The sequence below is a fragment of the Microbacterium alcoholitolerans genome (assembly GCF_050408615.1).
In the GTDB taxonomy this organism is placed as follows: Bacteria; Actinomycetota; Actinomycetes; order Actinomycetales; family Microbacteriaceae; genus Microbacterium.
This window is the reverse complement of the sequence record NZ_JBNTKD010000001.1, coordinates 1,922,593-1,941,171: the sequence shown is the minus strand read 5'-3', so window position 1 is coordinate 1,941,171 and position 18,579 is coordinate 1,922,593. Positions and strand designations below refer to the sequence as shown.

The 18,579-nt window shown below is 68.8% G+C and carries 16 protein-coding genes; 9 read left to right on the top strand and 7 right to left on the bottom strand.

Going from position 1 to position 18,579, the window contains the following annotated elements; genetic code table 11:
- Positions 1 to 5: 5 nt before the first annotated feature.
- Entirely contained in the window at positions 6 to 1,241 is a 1,236-nt protein-coding gene (locus ACQUSX_RS09255) for an MFS transporter (RefSeq protein ID WP_428906655.1), read from the bottom strand.
- Positions 1,242 to 1,301: 60 nt separating this feature from the next.
- Here ACQUSX_RS09255 and ACQUSX_RS09250 point away from each other — a divergent pair, with 60 nt between their 5' ends.
- The 7 genes from ACQUSX_RS09250 to mnhG all read left to right on the top strand — a co-directional run bounded on the left by ACQUSX_RS09250 (position 1,302) and on the right by mnhG (position 8,885).
- Entirely contained in the window at positions 1,302 to 2,384 is a 1,083-nt protein-coding gene (locus tag ACQUSX_RS09250) for a LacI family DNA-binding transcriptional regulator (protein ID WP_428906654.1), read from the top strand.
- A gap of 122 nt (positions 2,385 to 2,506) precedes the next feature.
- Positions 2,507 to 5,443 carry a Na+/H+ antiporter subunit A gene (locus ACQUSX_RS09245; RefSeq protein ID WP_428906653.1) on the top strand — a complete coding sequence of 979 codons (2,937 nt, stop codon included), beginning with the start codon at positions 2,507 to 2,509 and terminating at the stop codon, positions 5,441 to 5,443.
- Positions 5,443 to 6,045 carry a Na(+)/H(+) antiporter subunit C gene (locus tag ACQUSX_RS09240; RefSeq protein ID WP_428906652.1) on the top strand — a complete coding sequence of 201 codons (603 nt, stop codon included), beginning with the start codon at positions 5,443 to 5,445 and terminating at the stop codon, positions 6,043 to 6,045. Before ACQUSX_RS09245 ends, ACQUSX_RS09240 begins: the two co-directional genes overlap by 1 nt.
- Entirely contained in the window at positions 6,042 to 7,595 is a 1,554-nt protein-coding gene (locus ACQUSX_RS09235; RefSeq protein ID WP_428906651.1) for a Na+/H+ antiporter subunit D, read from the top strand. Before ACQUSX_RS09240 ends, ACQUSX_RS09235 begins: the two co-directional genes overlap by 4 nt.
- Positions 7,592 to 8,179 carry a Na+/H+ antiporter subunit E gene (locus tag ACQUSX_RS09230; protein WP_428906650.1) on the top strand — a complete coding sequence of 196 codons (588 nt, stop codon included), beginning with the start codon at positions 7,592 to 7,594 and terminating at the stop codon, positions 8,177 to 8,179. Before ACQUSX_RS09235 ends, ACQUSX_RS09230 begins: the two co-directional genes overlap by 4 nt.
- Positions 8,176 to 8,445 carry an MrpF/PhaF family protein gene (locus ACQUSX_RS09225; protein ID WP_428906649.1) on the top strand — a complete coding sequence of 90 codons (270 nt, stop codon included), beginning with the start codon at positions 8,176 to 8,178 and terminating at the stop codon, positions 8,443 to 8,445. The genes ACQUSX_RS09230 and ACQUSX_RS09225 overlap by 4 nt, the downstream gene beginning before the upstream one ends.
- Positions 8,442 to 8,885 (top strand): monovalent cation/H(+) antiporter subunit G, encoded by a 444-nt coding sequence (gene mnhG, locus ACQUSX_RS09220; RefSeq protein ID WP_428906648.1) that lies wholly within the window; start codon positions 8,442 to 8,444, stop codon positions 8,883 to 8,885. The genes ACQUSX_RS09225 and mnhG overlap by 4 nt, the downstream gene beginning before the upstream one ends.
- 20 nt (positions 8,886 to 8,905) lie before the next feature.
- Here the strand turns inward: mnhG and ACQUSX_RS09215 are convergent, their stop codons facing one another.
- The 4 genes from ACQUSX_RS09215 to ACQUSX_RS09200 all read right to left on the bottom strand — a co-directional run bounded on the left by ACQUSX_RS09215 (position 8,906) and on the right by ACQUSX_RS09200 (position 14,130).
- Positions 8,906 to 9,667: an alpha/beta fold hydrolase gene (locus ACQUSX_RS09215; protein ID WP_428906647.1), complete on the bottom strand. Its 762-nt coding sequence runs from the start codon at positions 9,665 to 9,667 to the stop codon at positions 8,906 to 8,908.
- 49 nt (positions 9,668 to 9,716) lie between these two features.
- Positions 9,717 to 12,353 (bottom strand): penicillin acylase family protein, encoded by a 2,637-nt coding sequence (locus ACQUSX_RS09210; protein ID WP_428906646.1) that lies wholly within the window; start codon positions 12,351 to 12,353, stop codon positions 9,717 to 9,719.
- Between the two features lie 128 nt (positions 12,354 to 12,481).
- On the bottom strand, positions 12,482 to 13,927 hold the full coding sequence (argG, locus tag ACQUSX_RS09205) for an argininosuccinate synthase (protein WP_428906645.1): 1,446 nt from the start codon (positions 13,925 to 13,927) through the stop codon (positions 12,482 to 12,484).
- Between the two features lie 68 nt (positions 13,928 to 13,995).
- Positions 13,996 to 14,130: a hypothetical protein gene (locus tag ACQUSX_RS09200; RefSeq protein WP_428906644.1), complete on the bottom strand. Its 135-nt coding sequence runs from the start codon at positions 14,128 to 14,130 to the stop codon at positions 13,996 to 13,998.
- A gap of 44 nt (positions 14,131 to 14,174) precedes the next feature.
- On the opposite strand from ACQUSX_RS09200, the gene ACQUSX_RS09195 reads away from it, so the two are divergent.
- Positions 14,175 to 14,699: a ZIP family metal transporter gene (locus ACQUSX_RS09195; RefSeq protein ID WP_428906643.1), complete on the top strand. Its 525-nt coding sequence runs from the start codon at positions 14,175 to 14,177 to the stop codon at positions 14,697 to 14,699.
- A 119-nt stretch (positions 14,700 to 14,818) separates the two neighbouring features.
- Here ACQUSX_RS09195 and ACQUSX_RS09190 read toward each other — a convergent pair whose 3' ends face one another.
- A complete protein-coding gene (locus ACQUSX_RS09190; protein ID WP_428906642.1) occupies positions 14,819 to 15,751 on the bottom strand; it encodes an N-acetylglucosamine kinase in 933 nt (310 codons plus the stop codon).
- A gap of 161 nt (positions 15,752 to 15,912) precedes the next feature.
- On the opposite strand from ACQUSX_RS09190, the gene ACQUSX_RS09185 reads away from it, so the two are divergent.
- Entirely contained in the window at positions 15,913 to 17,505 is a 1,593-nt protein-coding gene (locus tag ACQUSX_RS09185) for an FAD-dependent oxidoreductase (RefSeq protein WP_428906641.1), read from the top strand.
- Between the two features lie 19 nt (positions 17,506 to 17,524).
- Here ACQUSX_RS09185 and ACQUSX_RS09180 read toward each other — a convergent pair whose 3' ends face one another.
- Entirely contained in the window at positions 17,525 to 18,547 is a 1,023-nt protein-coding gene (locus ACQUSX_RS09180) for a LacI family DNA-binding transcriptional regulator (RefSeq protein ID WP_428906640.1), read from the bottom strand.
- Positions 18,548 to 18,579: the final 32 nt, after the last annotated feature.

Sequence of the window (18,579 nt, the reverse complement as noted above, 5' to 3'; positions counted from 1 at the left end):
CGAGCCTAACGCTCTGCGCGAGCATGCGAGCTCATCTCCTCGACGCGCAAGGGGCGCGCGGCGGCCGAGAACAGGCCCGACATGATCACGAGGGCCACCAGGATGTACAGCGTGTTCAGGAGCCCGATGTGCTCGCTGATCAGGCCGAGCAGCGGAGGGCCGCCGAGGAATGCGACGTAGCCGATGGTCGCCGCCGCGCTGACGCGCGCGGCGGCTTTGGCGGGATCGTCGGCGGCGGCCGACATGCCCAGAGGGAACCCGAGGGATGCGCCGATTCCCCACAGAGCGGCTCCGAGCAGTACGAGCGGCAGCGTCGGACCCAGGATGAACAGGAGGATGCCGGATGCCGCGGTCACCGCGAGCACCCGCAGCACCGGGACGCGACCGAAGCGATCGACGAGCGGGCCGCCCATCAGCCGGACCACCGTCATGCCCACGGAGAAGATCGCCAGCGCGAGGGCGCCCATTCCGGGTTCCTGACCGTGTCCCTCGACCACGCCCAGTGCGATCCAGTCGTTCGCACCGCCCTCGGCGAACGACATGCCCAGCATGACCACGCCGAGAGCGTAGATGCGCGGCTCGCGCCACGCTTCGAGCGCATTGTGCACACGTGCGCGCCACGGCGCCTTGACCTCGGGCGTGGGGTCGAGCGCGGCTTCGCGCACCGGCACCTGGAAGAAGCAGGTGATCGCGGCGAGCATGATCACGATGCTGATGATGCCGGCGTGCGCGGCCACGTTGAGGCCGAGGTGCGCGGCCAGTGCGCCGGCGCCGGCGCCGATGACAGTGCCGAAGCTGAAGAATGCGTGGAAAACAGGCAGGATCGTCTTGCCCATCTGCTGTTCGATGGCGGTCGCCTCGACGTTCATCATGACGTCGACCGAGCCGTTTCCGAAGCCGAAGAACGCCATGCCGATGACGACGACCGGGAGGGCCCCGAAGACATCGGCGCCGAGCCCGATCAGCAGCACGCCGGTGCCGAAGACGAACATCATGATCAGCATGCCCACCCGCGCTCCGGTGCGGGCCATCACGAGCGGGCCGGTCGAGATGCCGATGATCGAGGCGATTCCCATGCACAGCAGCAGCAGGCCGACCTGCGCCTTGTCTATATCGAGGGAGGCGGCGATGCTGGGCACGCGGGACGCCCACGTGGCGATCGACAGTCCACTGGCGAGGAAGATCGCGAAGATCGCGGTGCGCCAGCGCACGAACTGGGATCGGGTCAGGGCGGTGTCCATCCGATAATCGTAATCGAATCGATTCGACGGGCGCGTCCGAGCCCGGGCTATTCTCGAAACATGAGCAGCAGCGCGCGTCGGGCGACCATCGCCGACGTCGCCCGCGCGGCCGGGGTGTCGACGTCGACGGCATCCGTCGCCTTCAGCGGCAAGGTCAATGTCGCGGATGCCACGCGCGAGCGCGTCCTCGCTGCCGCCGCCGAACTCGGCTACACCGGTCCGGACCCGCGCGCGGCGTCGCTGCGCACCGGTCGCAGCGGCATCGTCGGCGTGGTGCTCTCGGGCGAGTTGCGCCACGCGTTCCTCGATCCGGTCACGACCGTGATGATGGACGGCCTCACCGACGCCCTCGCCGATGACAGCTCGGGGCTGCTGCTGCTGCGCGACGATACACGCGAGGACGAGGCGCCGCAGATCGTCGAGGCGCCGGTGGACGCAGTCGTGCTGATCGGCTGCTCCGCTCGCATCCGCCCAGCCGTCGATCTCGTGCGCCAGAGGGGGCTGCCGGTGGTCGTGATCGAGGGGGATGCCGGTGACGACATTCCGCAGGTCTCGCTGAACAACCGCGAAGCCAGCGCTGAGATCGCGCGCCATGTATTCCAGTTAGGGCATGTAAACGTCGGCGTGGTGACGCTGCCCTTGGATACCGTGCGCGAGCGCGCGCCGCTCACTCCCGAACGGGTGACCGCGGGCACTGTCGACGTCACGCTCGACCGTCTCGCCGGGTTCCGCGAGGTCTACCCGCAGGCGCCGGGGTTCACGGCTGCCGGGAGCCTGGTTGACGAGGGCATCGCCATCGCGCGGATGCTGCTCGCGGACGCCGACGGGGCGCTGCGCGCCGAGCGGCCGACCGCCATCGTCGCGCAGAGCGACCTTCTGGCCGTCGGCGTGATCCGTGCCGCCGAGGAGCTCGGTCTGCGAGTCCCGGAGGACCTCACTGTCGTCGGATTCGACGGCATCGCCGCCGACGGACTCGGATCGCAGCGGCTCACGACCATCGTCCAGCCGGCCCTGCAGAAGGGACGCGCCGCAGGGGAGCAGATCTCACGCATGCTCGCGGGGGAGCCGGGGGAGTCCGTGCACTTCACGTGCGTTCTCCGCGAGGGCGAGACGACGGCTCCGCCGCCCGCGCATCGCATCTGATCGCCCCTCGGATGAGGATAATCCTCAAGGGCGCGGGACAGGGCGCGTCTTCCAGGCGGTAAACTGTGAAGGACCTGCCCGCCTGAGCCCTTCGAGGCCGACGAGCCATTGAGGAGCCGCTTATGCTGTTGCTCCTCGCGGTGTTCCTCGCCGGGGCTCTGATTCTCCCCGCACTGGTTCGCTGGCTCGGAGCACAGGCATTCGTCATCGGCGCCCTCGTGCCGGCCGCGGCCTTCGTGCACGCGCTGCTGCTCACACCCGCCGTGCTGAATCCCCAGGCGACGCCGTTCGAGTCCTACGCGTGGATTCCGCAGCTCGGGCTCAACCTCTCGATGCGCATGGACGTGCTCGGCTGGGTGATGACGCTGATCGTCACCGGCGTGGGCGCGCTCGTGCTGCTTTACTGCCGCTGGTACTTCCACGACGACTCCCGCGAGGTCGGCACATTCGCCGGCGTCCTGCTCGGATTCGCGGGCGCGATGTACGGGCTGGTGCTCACCGACGACCTCGTCATGCTCGTGATGTTCTGGGAGCTCACCAGCATCCTCTCCTACCTCCTCATCGGCCACTACCGGCACCGTGCCGCCAGCCGTCGTGCCGCGCTGCAGGCGCTGCTGGTGACCACTCTCGGCGGACTGGTGATGTTCGTCGGCGTGATCCTGCTCGTCGTGGAGGCCGGCACCGCCAGCATCCAGCGACTGCTCGAGCTCGCGCCCACCGGGCCACTCGTCGATGCCGCAGTGGTCCTGCTGCTGATCGGCGCCATCAGCAAGTCGGCGCTGTTCCCCTTCCACTTCTGGCTGCCGTCCGCGATGGCCGCACCCACGCCGGTCAGCGCGTACCTGCATGCCGCGGCGATGGTGAAGGCGGGCATCTATCTGATCGCGCGCTTCGCGCCGATCTTCGCCCTCTCGGCCCCGTGGCGGCCGATCGTCATCACCCTCGGTGTGTTCACGCTGTTGCTCGGCGGCATCCAGGCGCTTCGCGAGACCGATCTGAAGCGCATCCTCGCGTTCGGCACCGTCAGCCAGCTCGGCTTCTTCGCGGTCGTGATCGGCTACGGCACGCCGGCGGCTGCGCTGGCGGGCCTGGCGCTGGTCATCGGGCACGCACTGTTCAAGTCGGCGCTGTTCCTCATCGTCGGAGTGATCGACCGCCAGCTGTCGACCCGTGACATCGGCGAGCTCTCCGGCGTGGGCCGGCAGGCGCCGGCCATGGCGACGGCAGCGTTCATCTCGGTGGCGTCGATGATGGGCATCGCTCCCACCATCGGGTACATCGCGAAGGAGTCGACTCTCACCGCGCTCCTCGAGGACGCACAACACGGGTCGATGTGGGGCTGGATCGCGCTGATCGGCGTGACACTGGGTGCCATGCTCACCGCGGCATATGGTGCTCGGTTCCTGTGGGGGGCGTTCTGGCGCAAGAAGGACGCCGGCGGCACACGTATGCCCGAGACGGTATGGCCGGACCCGCCGGTCGGATTCCTCTCGGCGCCGATCATCCTCGCCGGACTCACGATCGCCGCGGGCATCGGAGCGCCGGCTATCGACCTGGCGCTCCGCGGTTACGCGGTGACCGTCCTGCCGGCAGGATCCATGGCGTCGGCCGCGCCGGGCCACCTGATGCTCTGGCATGGCCTCGAGCCCGCCCTGTTCCTGTCGCTCGGTGCGATCGCCGTCGGCATCGGAGCATTCGTCGTCAGCATCCGCACTCGCTGGGATCGACGCCCGCGACTGCTGCCGTTCACCGCCGCCGATGCCTATTACGTCGTCATGCGCGGTGTCGACCGCCTCTCGGTGCTGACCACGAGCCTCACGCAGCGCGGTTCGCTGCCGCTTTATGTCGGCACGATCTTCATTGTGCTGCTGGCAGCCGAGGCCACCGCGCTGGTGGCCGCCACCCCCGCGCAGCTCGAGCTGTCGGCCTGGCACACGCCCACCCAGATCGTCGTCGCGCCGGTCATGGCGATCGCCGGCATCGTCGCCGTCCGCGCCCGCAAGCGCTACACCGGAGTCGTGCTGGTCTCGGTCACCGGGCTCGGCATGGTCGTGCTGTTCGCGACCAGCGGTGCACCGGATCTCGCCCTCACCCAGATTCTGGTCGAGACGGTGACAATGGTGACCTTCGCGCTGGTACTGCGCCGACTGCCGTCGCGGATGGGCGAGCACAACGCCTCAGTCGGACGCATCCCGCGTGCGGTGCTCGCGATCGGGGTCGGACTGACCATGGCGTGCGTCGCGATCGTGGCGACCCAGGCGCGCATGTTCGAACCGATCTCGGTCGACTTCGTCGACCTGGCCTACGGGCTGGGCCATGGAAAGAACGTGGTCAACGTGGCCCTGGTCGACCTGCGCGGCTGGGACACCATGGGCGAGCTGAGCGTGCTCGTGCTGGCCGCCACGGGCGTGGCATCCCTCGTCTTCGTCACTCACCGCGCCGATCTGCTCTCGGCGACCCGCGACCTGCCGCAGACCAGCCGACGCGCCGCCGCGCGCCGTCCGCTTGTGGAGACGGAGGAGGGCCTGCGATTCCAGACCGCCGAGAACCGCGGTGCACCGCGCGCATGGCTGGTCAGCGGCCAGCAGATCAAAGCGGAGAACCGCTCGATCCTGCTCGAGGTGATCGTGCGCGTGCTCTTCCACACGATCATCCTGGTGTCGATCTACCTGCTCTTCTCGGGGCACAATACGCCGGGCGGCGGCTTCGCCGGGGGACTGGTGGCGGGGATGGCCATGGTCATGCGCTACATCGCGGGCGGGCGATGGGAACTGGGCGCCGCCGCACCCACCGATGCCGGGCGCCTCCTCGGATCCGGTCTGGTCGTCGCCGTGGGCGCCGCACTCGTGCCGATGTTCTTCGGCCTCGCACCGCTGGAGAGCAGCGTGTGGGAGTGGGAGCTCCCGATCGTCGGACACATCGAGTTCGTCTCGTCCACCGTCTTCGACATCGGCGTCTACCTCGTCGTGATCGGCCTCGTGCTCGACGTGCTGCGCAGCCTCGGTGCAGAGGTCGACCGGCAGGCCGTGGAGATGCGCAGCAGGGGGGTGAGCGTCTGATGGACGTCTCGCTCACCCTCATCATCATCATGGCCGTACTGTTCGCCGCCGGGGTCTACGCCATGATGGAGCGCAGTCTCACCCGCGTGCTGATCGGGTTCCTGCTTCTCGGCAATGCCACCAACCTGCTGCTGCTGATCGTGATGGGAGTGCCCGGACGCGCTCCGTTCTACGGCGAGGAAGAAGCCGTCAGCGACCCGCTGCCGCAGGCTCTGACGCTGACGGCCATCGTGATCACCTTCGCCATCTCGGCATTCCTGCTCGCGCTCATCTACCGCTCCTGGCAGCTCGGCCAGGCCGACACCGTCGAGGACGACGAAGTCGACATCGCGCTGCGCGAGCGCTCGGATGCCGAAGAAGAGCTGTTCGACGACGAATCGGACTCCGGCGACGAGGACGCACCGACGGACTTCGTCGGAGTCAACACCGCACCGATCACGGTGCTGCACATGCGCGATCACCCCTCGATCCACGACGACGCCCCGGTGGACGAGGTGTACGGGCCGCGCGGGGAACCGGCATCCGAACAGGCACCGGCATCCGGGCAGACGACGGCATCCGAACACGAATCGACATCCGACGCAGGGGAGGACCGCCCATGAGCGCACTCGTACCCCTCATCGTGATGCTGCCGCTGCTCGGCGCGGCCGTGACGCTGATCTTCGGACGCAACCCCCGGCTGCAGGTGGCCGTCTCGAGCGGCACGCTCGCGGCCGTCTCGATCATCGCTGCCGTGCTGCTGGCGGGAGTGGACGCCGCGGATCAGGCGTTCGCCGTGTCGGTCGGCGGCTGGCCGGTGCCGTTCGGGATCATCCTCTACGTCGACCGCCTTGCGGCGCTGCTGGTGCTCGTCTCGAGCATCGTGCTCCTCGCGGTGCTGCTGTTCTCGATCGGTCAGGGTTCCGCGGACGGTGCGGAGGAGACACCGATCTCGATCTTCAACCCGACGTACCTCATCCTTGGGGCCGGAATCTTCGACGCGTTCATCGCCGGCGATCTGTTCAATCTCTACGTCGGCTTCGAGATCCTCCTGGTCGCGTCGTACGTGCTGATCACGCTGGGCAGCACCGAGTCCCGCATCCGAACCGGCGCCGTCTACATCGTCGTCTCGCTCGTCTCGTCGATCCTGTTCCTCGCGGCGATCGCAATGATCTACGGTGCCGTCGGCACGGTGAACATGGCGCAGGTCGCCGAACGCGTGGCACAGCTGCCGCAGGAGACGCAGCTGGTGCTGCACCTGCTGCTGGTGGTCGCGTTCGGCATCAAGGCCGCGATCTTCCCGGTGTCGTTCTGGCTGCCGGACTCGTACCCGACCGCGCCGGCGCCGGTGACCGCGGTGTTCGCCGGGTTGCTGACCAAGGTCGGCGTCTACGCGCTGATCCGCACCGAGACGCAGCTGTTCGCCTCGAACAGCATCGACACGCTGCTGCTGATCATCGCGCTGGCGACGATGGTCGTGGGCGTGCTCGGTGCGGTGGCGCAGGCCGAGCTGAAGCGGATCCTGTCGTTCACCCTGGTCAGTCACGTCGGGTACATGATCTTCGGTCTGGCGATAGCGACTGAGGATGCCATCGGCGCGACGGTCTATTACATCGTGCACCACATCGTCGTGCAGACGACGCTGTTCCTGGCGGTCGGCCTCATCGAGCGCAAGGCGGGCAGTACATCGATCCTGCGGGTGAGCGGTCTGCTGAAGGCCGCGCCGCTGCTGGCCGTGCTGTACTTCGTGCCCGCGATCAACCTGGGCGGCCTGCCGCCGTTCTCAGGCTTCATCGGCAAGGTCGCACTGTTCGAGGCGGCCGCAGAGGTGGGAACGCCGCTGATGATCGTGCTGATCTTCGGTGGCATCCTGACCTCGCTACTCACCCTGTACGCCCTGATGCGCGCCTGGAACCTCGCCTTCTGGCGTTCGGAGGAGGAGGGCGCCGAGAGCGACGGCCGTATCGCCTACCTCGGCAGCGCCCCGGCCGCCGACGTGCAGCAGGACACTCGCGTGATCCCGTCGATCATGACCGTCGCCACCGGCGGCATGGTGGCTGTCACGATCGCGCTGACGGTGTTCGCGGGCCCGCTGTATGCGCTGTGCGATCGGATCGGTTCGGGACTGCTGCAGCCCGTCACCCTCCAGCAGATCGATGAGGAGGCCGGATGATGGGCCCCGAATCCAGGCGAGGGATGCTGCGCGACATCCTGATGCAGCTGCCGTTCCTGCTGTGGCTGGTCCTGCTGTGGATGCTGCTGTGGCACCAGTTCACGCCGCTCGCCGTGGTCACCGGGCTCGTCGTCGCCGTGTTCGTCACGCGTGTGTTCCGACTGCCGACCGTCGAGCTCGTCGGACGCGTGAACCTCTGGTACACGCTGGTGTTCGTCGTACTGTTCCTGGGCTCCGTCGTCGCCGGTGCCGTCAGCGTGACGATCCAGGTGTTCGACTTCCGCCGACAGCCCGGCGCGGCGATCATCGCGATCCCCCTGCGCTATGCCGACGACATCGTCACGACGCACGTCGCGATCACGGCATCGCTGATTCCCGGATCGCTCGTCGTCGAGAGCGACCGCGACCGCCGCATCCTCTACCTGCACGTGATCGGCGTGCACAATCGCGCCGACGTCGACGCTTTCCGCGAGGGCGTGCTGCGCTGGGAACGGAGGATCGTGCGCGCGGTCGGCTCGCCCGCGCAGTACCGTGCTCTCAAGGCCGACCAGGCGAAGGCCGCACGGGGGGAGGTCTCACGATGAACATCCTGCTGCTGGCCATCTTGGTCGTCTTCGGGGCCGCCGCTCTGCTGTGCGTGTTCCGGATCATCCGCGGACCGTCGATCCTCGACCGCGCGGTCGCCTCGGATGTGCTGCTGACCCTGGTGATGTGCGTGCTCGGCGCCGAGATGGCGATCAACGGACACACGCGCAACGTTCCGGTGCTGCTGATCATCGCCGCGGTCGGAGTGTTCGCATCCATCGCGGTGGCGCGATACGTCGCACGAAGGGACAACTCGGCATCATGATGCACCTCACCATGCGTGCCGCTGCCGCAGCCACCGCGGATTCCGCCGCCGGGGGCTTCCTCGAGGCGGAGCTGCCCGCACCGGTCGCCGAAGCGCTGACGCTGGTGCTCGTGCTGCTCGGCGCGATCCTGTGCCTGTCCGCCGCGGTCGGCCTGCTGCACTTCCGCGACGTCCCGTCGCGCCTGCATGCCGCGACCAAGCCTCAGGTGCTCGGTCTGCTGCTGATCGGCCTGGCGATCGCGGTGTCGCAGCGCACGGTCGGGGGCATCCTGCTCGGTGTCGTGATCGTCATCCCGGTGATCCTGCTGCAGTTCGCGACCGCGCCGCTGTCGGCGCACATGGTCGGACGCCAGGCGTACCGCAACGGCACCATCCAGGCGCACAGCCTCGTCGCCGACGAGTACGCCGAATCGAAGCAGACGCCGCCCGCTGCCGGCTGACGGAACCGGGCAGCGCAGCCTCAGAGTGCCCGGACGAAGTCCGTGATCTTCTCGGCGGCACTGCCGGAATCGCTGATCAGCGTGCCGTGACCGTGATCGGGGATCTCGACGAACTGCGAATCCGGAATGGCGTCGAGGATCTCGCGGCACCAGGTCATCGGCGCCAGCGGATCATGCTGACCGCGCACCACCAGGGTGGGAACCCGCACGTGCGTATAGACGTTCTCGGGGCGGTGCACGATCGTGGCGCGCATCTTGCGCAGCAGGTGCGGGCCGCCGCGCAGATACTCGCGCGCACCGCGCCAGAGCACGGTGGGCCGTTCGCCGATCAGGTCGCGCAGCAGGTATCCGGCCTGCGCGCCGAGGTTGCGGGACGCACTGTCGACGGTGGGTCCCGCCATGATCAGACCAGACACGAGATCCGGATGCCGCGCGGCGAGCTCGACGGCGATCTGACTGCCCATCGAATGGCCGAGCACGACGGCATCCGTCACCTCTCGCTCGCGCAGGAGCGCGGCGACCAGGTCTGCGTGGCGCTCCATGGTGAGCGTGCGCGCCGGTTCCGGCGCCTCGCCGAAGCCCGGCAGGTCGATGCCGACGATGCGCCCGTCCAGGTGCGAGATCAGGTCGACGTAGACGCTGCGCCCCATGCCGATGCCGTGCAGGAGCACGATGGGTCGGATGCCCGTGCCGAAGTCTTCGAACACGAGTGTCGCACCCGCGTGGGTGAACTCGTCGATGTCGGCGGGGACGCCTTCGGGGGCGAGCAGTCGTTCCGGCATACGTCCACGCTAACCGACGCGTGTCAACGCCAGCCGAGCCGCCTTCGCCTCAACCTTCCGGAGTCAGCTTCAGGGTGCCGACGGCCGCCGCTGTGACGGCCTTCTTCGTGAACGCCCAGGGCTTCTGGATGCCCTTGACCCAGTCGTCGGTCTGGTCGGTGTAGTGCTCGGCGAACGCGTGGCCGCTGGCTCCCGTGAGGTGATTCCACGTCGACGCGTCCAGGTCGGACAGATCGATCACCATGCGCATCGACGGCACCGTGGTGGTCGCGTAGGACTCGCCGAGTCGCCATCCGGTCGCGTTCACGACCGATGAGCCGCCGCCCACCGGGTACGGTCCGCGATTGAACAGCATCTCGACGGGGGCGATGCCCGAGGTGCCGAGTGTCGCATGCGTCAGCGGCAGGGCGTGCAGCGATCCCCAGTTCCAGCGGGTGACGTCGGTGCCCTGCAGCTCGGCGAGCTCGGCGTAGGCCTCTTCGGCCGACAGCGCGAGCATCGAGTACATGTCGGTCGTGCCGAGGCTCTCGTTGGTCCAGAGCGGATCGTCGGCGTCGCCGAGCATCGCACCCACGACCGAGAACAGCCGGCCCTGGTCGCCGACGGGCAGCGGCACGTCGCGCTCGACGAAGATGTTCTGCGCCAGGTTCGACCACAGCACGTTCGCGTATGCGGCAGCGGGGGAGTCGGCGGCGTTCTGCGCGTCCCACGTGCGCAGCAGATCGACGGCGGCCTTCGGGCCCTTGCCGTCGACGTCGACCTTGTCCATAGCCACCGCGAGCTGCTTGCCGATCCACATCTCGTTGTCCATCTGGATGTCGCGCATGTCCTGCGCGGTCATCGGACCCGCGGCCGCCTTGCGCTCGATGAGGTGCGCGATGCGCGCGGCACGGTAGCCGTAGTCCCAGTCGCGTGAGAGGAAATGGTCGTAGTCGTCGGTCACGATGGCGTTGTTCGCCGTGACGATGTAGCCCTGCGGCGGGTTGTAAGACACCGGCAGCTCATCGAACGGGATGAAGCCCTGCCAGTCGTACGCGCTGTCCCAGCCGGCCTGCGGCAGCCAGCCGTCGCCGGCGCCGCGGATCGGCAGCCGGCCCGGCGCCTGGTACCCGATGTTGCCCTCGAGGTCGGCGTACACGAGGTTCTGCGCGGGGACGTCGAAGAGGGATGCCGCATGACGGAAATCCTGGAAGTCCTGCGCGGTGTTCATGGCGAACAGCGCGCTCGCCGTCGTGCCGGGCTCGAGCGCCGTCCAGCGCAGGCTGACGGCCGTCTCGCCGGCGGGGATCTCCGGTGCGCCGTCCAGCGGCAGCACCGACTCGCCGGCACCGACGACCGGGGCATCCGAGATCGCCGTGAAGTCGTCGGTGAGCCCGGAGATGATCGGGCCGTGCACCGTGCGGCGGATCGTCAGCGGCACATCCTCGCCGCCGGCGACCTTGATGACGTCCTCTTCGATCTCCATCGGGGTCAGAGCGCCGTCACGCCAGTATTCGTCTCCCTCGACCTTCTCGATGTAGAGGTCGGTGACGTCGGTGGTCAGGTTGGTGAAGCCCCACGCGACCTGAGCGTTGTGACCGATGACGACACCGGGGAGCCCGGCGAACGAGAAGCCGCCGACGTCGAACGGACACGACTCGCTGAGCGTGTCGCACCGCAGCTGGACCTGGTACCAGACCGAAGGCAGCGAGGCCCCGAGGTGCGGGTCGTTGGCCAGCAGCGGCTTGCCGCTCTCCGTCAGGTCACCGGAGACGACCCAAGAGTTCGAGCCGATTCCCTCGCCCACGCCGCCGATCATCATGCTCGCGGCGGCGATGACGCTCTCGGCCTCCTGCCACTCGATGGTGGACAGCGCCTCGGTCACCTCGGGCTTCGTCGCCCCGCTGAAGGACGCCGGGGTCGCGTCGGTGACCACCGGCTCGACCGCGGTGATCTTCGGCACGATGACCGGATTGCGATCGAACGGATACGCGGGGTAGACGGTGTCGATGAGCGCCTGCGTGTCGGCGTCGGCGGAGCCGGCTCCGTCGAGCTTCGCCGCAAGCAGCGCACGGTCGGTCTCATCCTCGACGTTGGTGCGCAGATCCCAGGCCATCGCCTTCAGCCAGGCCACGGAATCCGCCGGTTCCCACGGCTCGGGGGAGTAGTCGGCATTCTGCATGCCGAGAACGGCATATTCAAACGAGAGCTCTGCGCCGGAGCGCGACGAGAGGTAGGAGTTCACGCCCTCGGCGTACGCCTCGTAGTAGCCGCGGGTGGTGTCGTCGAGATTGGCCACCTCTTCCTCGGCCACCTTCCGCCACCCCAGCGTGCGGAGGAACTTATCGGTTTCGACCTGGGATTCACCGAACATCTCGGCGACGCGCCCCGAGGTCACGTGGCGACGGAAGTCCATCTCGAAGAAGCGGTCCTGCGCATGCGTGAACCCCTGTGCATAGAAGAGGTCGTGCGCGTTCGATGCGGTGATCGTCGGGATGCCGCGGTCGTCGCGCTGCACCGTGACACTCTTCTCGAGCCCGCTCAGCTGCACCTCTCCGCTGGTCTGCGGGAACGACCGGTGGATCGTCCAGGTGAGGAAGAACGCCGCGGCCACGGCGATGACCACAAGAGCGGCGATCACCACGAAAACGATGCGCCCGATCCGGGCGGTGAGGGACGGGCGGGTGGGGTCGGCTGCTGTCGTCATCGAGGGCTCTCGGGTAGTGCGTGGGACTCCGTGTCACGGAGATCAGGTGCGCGTCTCGGGTAGGGCGCACCCTCGGCATCCTACCCACTGCCCCCGACGGCGACGAGACCCGGTCGCGTCGCCGAGCGTCAGTCGGTGCCGGAGTCGAAGGCGGCGCGCTCGGATGCTGCATCCACAGCATCCGTCAGCGTCTCGTCCGCCTGCGAGACCGAACCCTCGACGAACTCGGTGATCTCGCCTGCCTCGCCGGCGGTGACGCGACCGACCAGTTCGCCGGTGGCGCCGCCGACCAGGCCGAGACCCGCGTACTGCTCGAGACGCGAGCGCGAGTCGGCGATGTCGAGGTTGCGCATCGTCAGCTGGCCGATGCGGTCGACGGGGCCGAACGCGGCATCGCCGACGCGCTCCATCGAAAGCTTCTCGGGACCGTAGGAGAGGTTCGGCGAGACAGTGTCGAGAATCGTCCAGTCGTCGCCGCGGCGCAGGCGGATCGTGACGGTGCCGGAGATCGTGAGACCCACCCAGCGCTGGATCGACTCCCGCAGCATGAGCGACTGCGGCTCGAGCCAGCGTCCCTCGTACATCAGGCGGCCGAGGCGGCGGCCCTGCTCGTGATAGGTGGCGAGGGTGTCCTCGTTGAGGATGCCATTGACCAGGCGCTCGTAGGCGATGAACAGCAGCGCCATGCCGGGGGCCTCGTAGATGCCGCGCGACTTCGCCTCGATGATGCGGTTCTCGATCTGGTCGCTCATGCCCAGGCCGTGGCGGCCGCCGATGGTGTTGGCCTCCATGACCAGCGCCACCGGGTCGCTGTACTCGACGCCGTTCAGAGCGACCGGGCGGCCGCCGTCGAACGTCACGGTGACGTCCTCGGTGTCGATGGCGACGGACGGGTCCCAGAACTTCACGCCCATGATCGGATCGACGGTCTCGAGCGAGACATCCAGGTGCTCAAGGGTCTTCGCCTCGTGTGTGGCGCCCCAGATGTTGGCATCCGTCGAGTAGGCCTTCTCAGCGGAGTCGCGGTACGGGAAGCCGCGCTCGACGAGCCACTCGCTCATCTCCTGCCGGCCGCCGAGCTCGGTGACGAAGTCGGCGTCGAGCCATGGCTTGTAGATGCGAAGGCGCGGGTTGGCGAGCAGGCCGTAGCGGTAGAACCGCTCGATGTCGTTGCCCTTGTAGGTCGAGCCGTCGCCCCAGATGTCGACGCCGTCCTCGCGCATCGCGCGTACGAGCATGGTGCCGGTGACGGCGCGACCGAGGGGAGTGGTGTTGAAGTACGTCTTGCCGCCGGAGCGGATGTGGAAGGCGCCGCACGACAGCGCGACGAAGCCCTCTTCGACCAGAGCGGTCTTGGCATCGACCAGGCGCGAGGCCTCGGCGCCGTACTCGAGCGCGCGGCCGGGGATCGACGCGATGTCGTCCTCGTCGTACTGGCCGAGGTCGCCCGTGTATGTGAACGGCACGGCGCCCTTCTCGCGCATCCATGCGACGGCGACGGAGGTGTCAAGACCACCGGAGAATGCGATGCCGACCTTTTCGCCGACGGGGAGGGACTGGAGCACCTTGGACATGGGTTCAAGTCTATCGGCGCCCGGCGTGTCGGTTGATTCCATGGTGCGGCGTACGGTGGGGGCATGAGTCAGGCGGTGCTGTGGGGCGTCGTGGCGGCGTCACCGCTGCTGGTCGGCGCCGTGCTGGCGCTGCTGCGCACCTGGCCGCCGAAGTGGCTCGGCATCGTGCTGGGGTTCGGGGCGGGTGCGCTGATGGCGTCCATCGCGTTCGAGCTCTGGGAAGAGGGGCTGCAGCTCGCCGGCCCCCGTGCCGCTGGTCGCCGGCCTGGCCGTCGGCGCGATCGCCTACTACGCGGCTGCGCGCATCCTCGATGCACGAGCGGCGAAGTCCCACCGCGCAGCGGGCGGCCCGTCGCTCGCCGTGGCCGCGCTGCTCGACGGCATCCCGGAGCAGCTCGTGCTCGGAATCGGCCTCGCCTCCGGCGAAGGCGTCGGGATCGCACTCGTCGTGGCGATCCTGGTATCGAATCTGCCGGAGTCGATCGGGTCAGCATCCGACCTGCTCGAATCCGGCATGCGCAAGGGGCGCGTCGTGCTGCTCTGGGCGGGGGTCGCGACGATCTGCGCGCTCGCGACGGTGGCGGGGTTCGCGTTGGCGGATGCCGTCGGCCCCGGTTTCCGCGCCTCGGCGAACGGCTTCGCGGCCGGCGCGCTGCTCGTCATGCTCGTGGATTCGATGATCCCGGAGGCGCAATCGAAGGGCAAGGAGTCGACCGGCCTCGCCACCGTGCTCGGCTTCGCCGTGGCGGCCGGGCTCGCGCTCGCCGCGTAGCGCAACCCGGTCCGGCCCGCCCACAGGGAGTGTGAACCGGAGGAGATCTCACGAAACGGAGGAGCTTTCCGGGCAGAAGCTCCTCCCGAACGCGAGAACTCCTCCCGAACGGATGCTGCTCAGCCGCGCGACACGTCGGCGAAGCGGTCGCGCAGCGGGTGGTCGGGGCCGAGGTCGGCCAGTGACACCGCCCCGTCCAGGCCCGACCCGATGGGCGGCACGAATCGGGCATCCGGTCGCTCCGCGCGCACGGCGTCGATGAAGGCGGAGCGGATGGCATCCGCGCCGAACACGCCGCCGACGGCGCCGACGGCGGCATCGGCGGGGGCATCCACGACGCGCAGCGACGCCGTCGCCGCGAGGGCCAGCTCTTCGGCGGCCGCTCGGCAGATCCGCACGGACACCTCGTCGCCGGTCGAGGCGAGCTCGGCGACCTTCGCCGCGAAGGATGCCACGGTGCGCACCCGATCGTGTGAGGCCTGCAGCTGCGTGTAGGCGATCTCAAGGTCCGGCCAGCGCTCCTGCACCGGCGCGGTCAGCGCGGTGGCGGGGCCACGTCCGTCGAAGGCGCGCATGACGGCATCCAGCGCCTCCCGCCCGATCCAGTAGCCGCTGCCGGCGTCGCCCATGATGTGGCCCCAGCCGTCGACGCGCGCGGAGTGCTTCGGTCCGACGCCGAGGGTGACGACGCCGGTTCCCGCAGCGACCACCGAGCCGTACTGGTCGCCGAGCACGCCGAGGAACGACGTGACCGAGTCGTGCGTGATGACGATGCGGTGCACGTCGGTGAGATCCGGATGCTGCATCAGCGCCTCCGCCTCGGCGCCGGGGTCCGTGAGCCCGGAGACGCCGAGCGTCACCGTGCGCGGCGGCGCCGTCACACGAGACACCTCGGCGATGACGCTGGAGAGCTGCCCGAGCAGCGGACGGTCGGTGAGCACCCCGGGGAACAGCCACTCCTGCGACGACCCGTCGGCGCCGAGCAGGCGGGTCTTGATCCCGGTCTGGCCCGCATCGATGGCGAGAAGCGTGTGGTGATCGTGCTCGGACAAGACGGGGTCCCCTCGTGGCTGGAGGCCGCTTCGCTTCTGCGGGGCCAGATGCCAGCGTAGGACACCGCGCCCGGATGGCGCACAGAGAAGTCAAGCCCCCTGCGAACGCTTCCGCCGCGCGGTGTACTGGTCGCCCAGGCCCGCCCCGCGAAGGAGAAACCGTGACCTCACTGTGGCTCGCTAAACAATGGCTCGACGAACAGAGGCTCGACGAACAGCGGCTCGACAATCAGGGCGAACGCCCCGCCTCCGACAGCTTCCGACCCGGGGAGCAGTACGACGCGGTCATCGCGGGCGCGGGCATCACCGGCCTCACCACGGCGCTGCTGCTCGCCCGTGCGGGCCTGAAGGTCGTCGTGCTCGAGGCGCGCTTCATCGGGGCCGTCACCACCGGTCACTCCACCGCGAAGCTCAGCCTGCTGCAGGGCGGCGTGCTCTCGGGCATCCGGTCGCGAGGATCGGCCAACGTGCTGGGCGCGTATGTGGAGGGCAATCGCGAGGGCCAGGCGTGGATGCTGCGCTATCTCGACGAGCACGGCGTCGCCGTGCAGCGCCGCGATGCGTTCACTTACGCGAGCTCCGCGGCGGGTGTGGAGAAGCTGGATGCCGAGTACAAGGCATCCCGCGAGGCCGGGCTCGAGGTAGAGCGACTCGACAATCTCGACCTGCCGTTCGAGACGCATGGCGGTATCCGGCTGCGCGATCAGGCGCAGTTCGATCCGATGGAGGTGCTGCACGCGCTCGCCGCAGATCTGCGCGCGCACGGCGGGGCCATCATCGAGGGCGCACGGGTGAAAGATGTCGAGACGGGTGACATGAGCCGCGTCACCACCTCGCTCGGCGACGTGTTCGCCGGCGTGGTCGTGCTGGCCACGGGCATCCCGATCCTCGACCGCGGCCTGTACTTCGCCAAGGTCAAGCCCTCCCGCTCGTACGCGCAGGCGTACCGCGTGCCCGGTGGGCTGCCGCAGGGGATGATCCTCTCGATCGACGGCCCGGGGCGTTCCCTGCGCACTGCACCGGTGGGCGATGACGAGCTGCTGCTCGTCGGCGGCAACGGGCACACGGTCGGCCGTGAGGACGACACGCAGCGCCTGGTCGACGACCTCGAGCAGTGGACGCATCAGCATTTTCCGTGCGCGGAGCGCACGCATGCCTGGTCGGCGCAGGACTACGAGTCGATGAACATGGTGCCGTTCGTCGGATGGATGCCACGCACCGGCCACCACATCGCGCTGGCCACCGGCTACAACAAGTGGGGGATGACCAACGGCGTTGCCGCCGCTCTCAGCATGACGGCGGACATCCTGGACGGCAGCATCCCGTGGGCGAAGACGCTGCACCACCGGATCACGCTGCCGCAGGATCTCGCGCACGGAGTCGCGGCGGGTGCCGAGGTGGCCGGCAGGCTCGCATCCGGATGGGTGTCGTCGAACGTGCACGCACTGCCGGACGAGCCGCCCGCCGAGGGCGAGGGCCTCGTCGGCTCGTACGACAAGGAGCCGACGGCCGTCTCGACGGTCGACGGCACGACCTGCCGCCTGTCGGCCGTCTGCACGCACATGGGCGGCATCGTGTCGTGGAACAGCGCCGAGAGATCGTGGGACTGCCCGCTGCACGGCTCGCGCTTCGACGCAGCTGGAAGGCTGCTGGAGGGCCCGGCGGTGGACGACCTCAACGCGATAGACGAACCGGAGCTGCCGGGGGATCAGCCGGAACCGGTGGACGATCCGGAGCCGATGGACGAGGACTGAGCGCGTCAGACCGAACCGGTCAGGCCGATCCGGCCGGCGGGGCGGTGGAGGAGCGCACGATCAGCTCCGGTGTGAGCGTGACGTCGGTGGTCGGGTCGTCGTGCCCCTCGAGGCGGGCGGTGACGGATGCCACGGCGCTGCGTCCCAGTTCGGTGAACGGCTGCGCGACCGTGGTCAGTGCGGGACTGCAGTACGCCGCGAGTCGTACGTCGTCGACGCTGACGATCGAGACGTCCTGCGGAACACGGCGACCCGATTCGTGCAGCGCGCGCACGACGCCGAACGCCATCTCGTCGCTCGCGACGAAGATCGCGGTGACGTCGGGGTCGGCGCCGAGGCGGAGTCCCGCCTGGTACCCGGACTCCGGTGACCAGTCGCCATGGATCGCGTCGGGCACGTCGCGACCTTCGGCCTCGAGCACCTCACGCCAGCCGCTGGTGCGCTCGACCGAATCCACCCAGTCGTCCGGGCCGGTGATGTGCTGCACGGTGCGATGCCCGAGCGAGAGCAGGTGCTCGGTCGCCAGGCGCGCCACCGTGCGCTGATCGACGTCGAGGGAGCGCGCGCGGCTGACCGGCGACCCGCCGATCGTGGCCGTCGGCAGCCGCTGGGTGATCGCCTCGACCCGGCTGTCGGCGGTGCGCAGCGGCACCGCGAGGATCAGCGCTTCGGCACCCAGGCGCTCGAGGCGACCGAGGGCGGCGCTGATCGAGTCGACCTCGACGTTCGAGATCTGGGCGCCCACCACGCTGTAGCTCATATCGTCGGCGGCATGCTCGATCGCCGACTGCGTCATCGCGCCCGCATACGACTCGGTCGCCATGGTGACGACTCCGATCGTGCGCGTGCGACCTGACGACAGCGCACTCGCCGCGGTGTTCATGCGGTAGTCCAGCTGGGCGACGGCATCCAGCACCCGGCGACGCTTGTCTTCCGAGACGTACGGGTGGTCGCGCAGCACGCGCGACACGGTCTGGGCCGATACGCCGGCCGCGCGGGCGACGTCCAGCATCCCGGGTGCCTTGCGCTGTGCGTCCTTCACGTGCCCCTGCCTTCGTTCCGTTGACACAGCAT

What these genes read in the sequence shown, in the direction of transcription:
- ACQUSX_RS09255 (WP_428906655.1), bottom strand. Translation starts at nt 1,241, where the DNA reads ATGGACACCGCCCTGACCCGATCCCAGTTCGTGCGCTGGCGCACCGCG.
- ACQUSX_RS09240 (WP_428906652.1), top strand. Translation starts at nt 5,443, where the DNA reads ATGGACGTCTCGCTCACCCTCATCATCATCATGGCCGTACTGTTCGCC.
- argG (WP_428906645.1), bottom strand. Translation starts at nt 13,927, where the DNA reads ATGTCCAAGGTGCTCCAGTCCCTCCCCGTCGGCGAAAAGGTCGGCATC.
- ACQUSX_RS09250 (WP_428906654.1), top strand. Translation starts at nt 1,302, where the DNA reads ATGAGCAGCAGCGCGCGTCGGGCGACCATCGCCGACGTCGCCCGCGCG.
- ACQUSX_RS09200 (WP_428906644.1), bottom strand. Translation starts at nt 14,130, where the DNA reads ATGGACGCCATCAGCGCACCCGCCCCGAACCCCAGCACGATGCCGAGC.
- ACQUSX_RS09210 (WP_428906646.1), bottom strand. Translation starts at nt 12,353, where the DNA reads ATGACGACAGCAGCCGACCCCACCCGCCCGTCCCTCACCGCCCGGATC.
- ACQUSX_RS09215 (WP_428906647.1), bottom strand. Translation starts at nt 9,667, where the DNA reads ATGCCGGAACGACTGCTCGCCCCCGAAGGCGTCCCCGCCGACATCGAC.
- mnhG (WP_428906648.1), top strand. Translation starts at nt 8,442, where the DNA reads ATGATGCACCTCACCATGCGTGCCGCTGCCGCAGCCACCGCGGATTCC.
- ACQUSX_RS09235 (WP_428906651.1), top strand. Translation starts at nt 6,042, where the DNA reads ATGAGCGCACTCGTACCCCTCATCGTGATGCTGCCGCTGCTCGGCGCG.
- ACQUSX_RS09245 (WP_428906653.1), top strand. Translation starts at nt 2,507, where the DNA reads ATGCTGTTGCTCCTCGCGGTGTTCCTCGCCGGGGCTCTGATTCTCCCC.
- ACQUSX_RS09225 (WP_428906649.1), top strand. Translation starts at nt 8,176, where the DNA reads ATGAACATCCTGCTGCTGGCCATCTTGGTCGTCTTCGGGGCCGCCGCT.
- ACQUSX_RS09230 (WP_428906650.1), top strand. Translation starts at nt 7,592, where the DNA reads ATGATGGGCCCCGAATCCAGGCGAGGGATGCTGCGCGACATCCTGATG.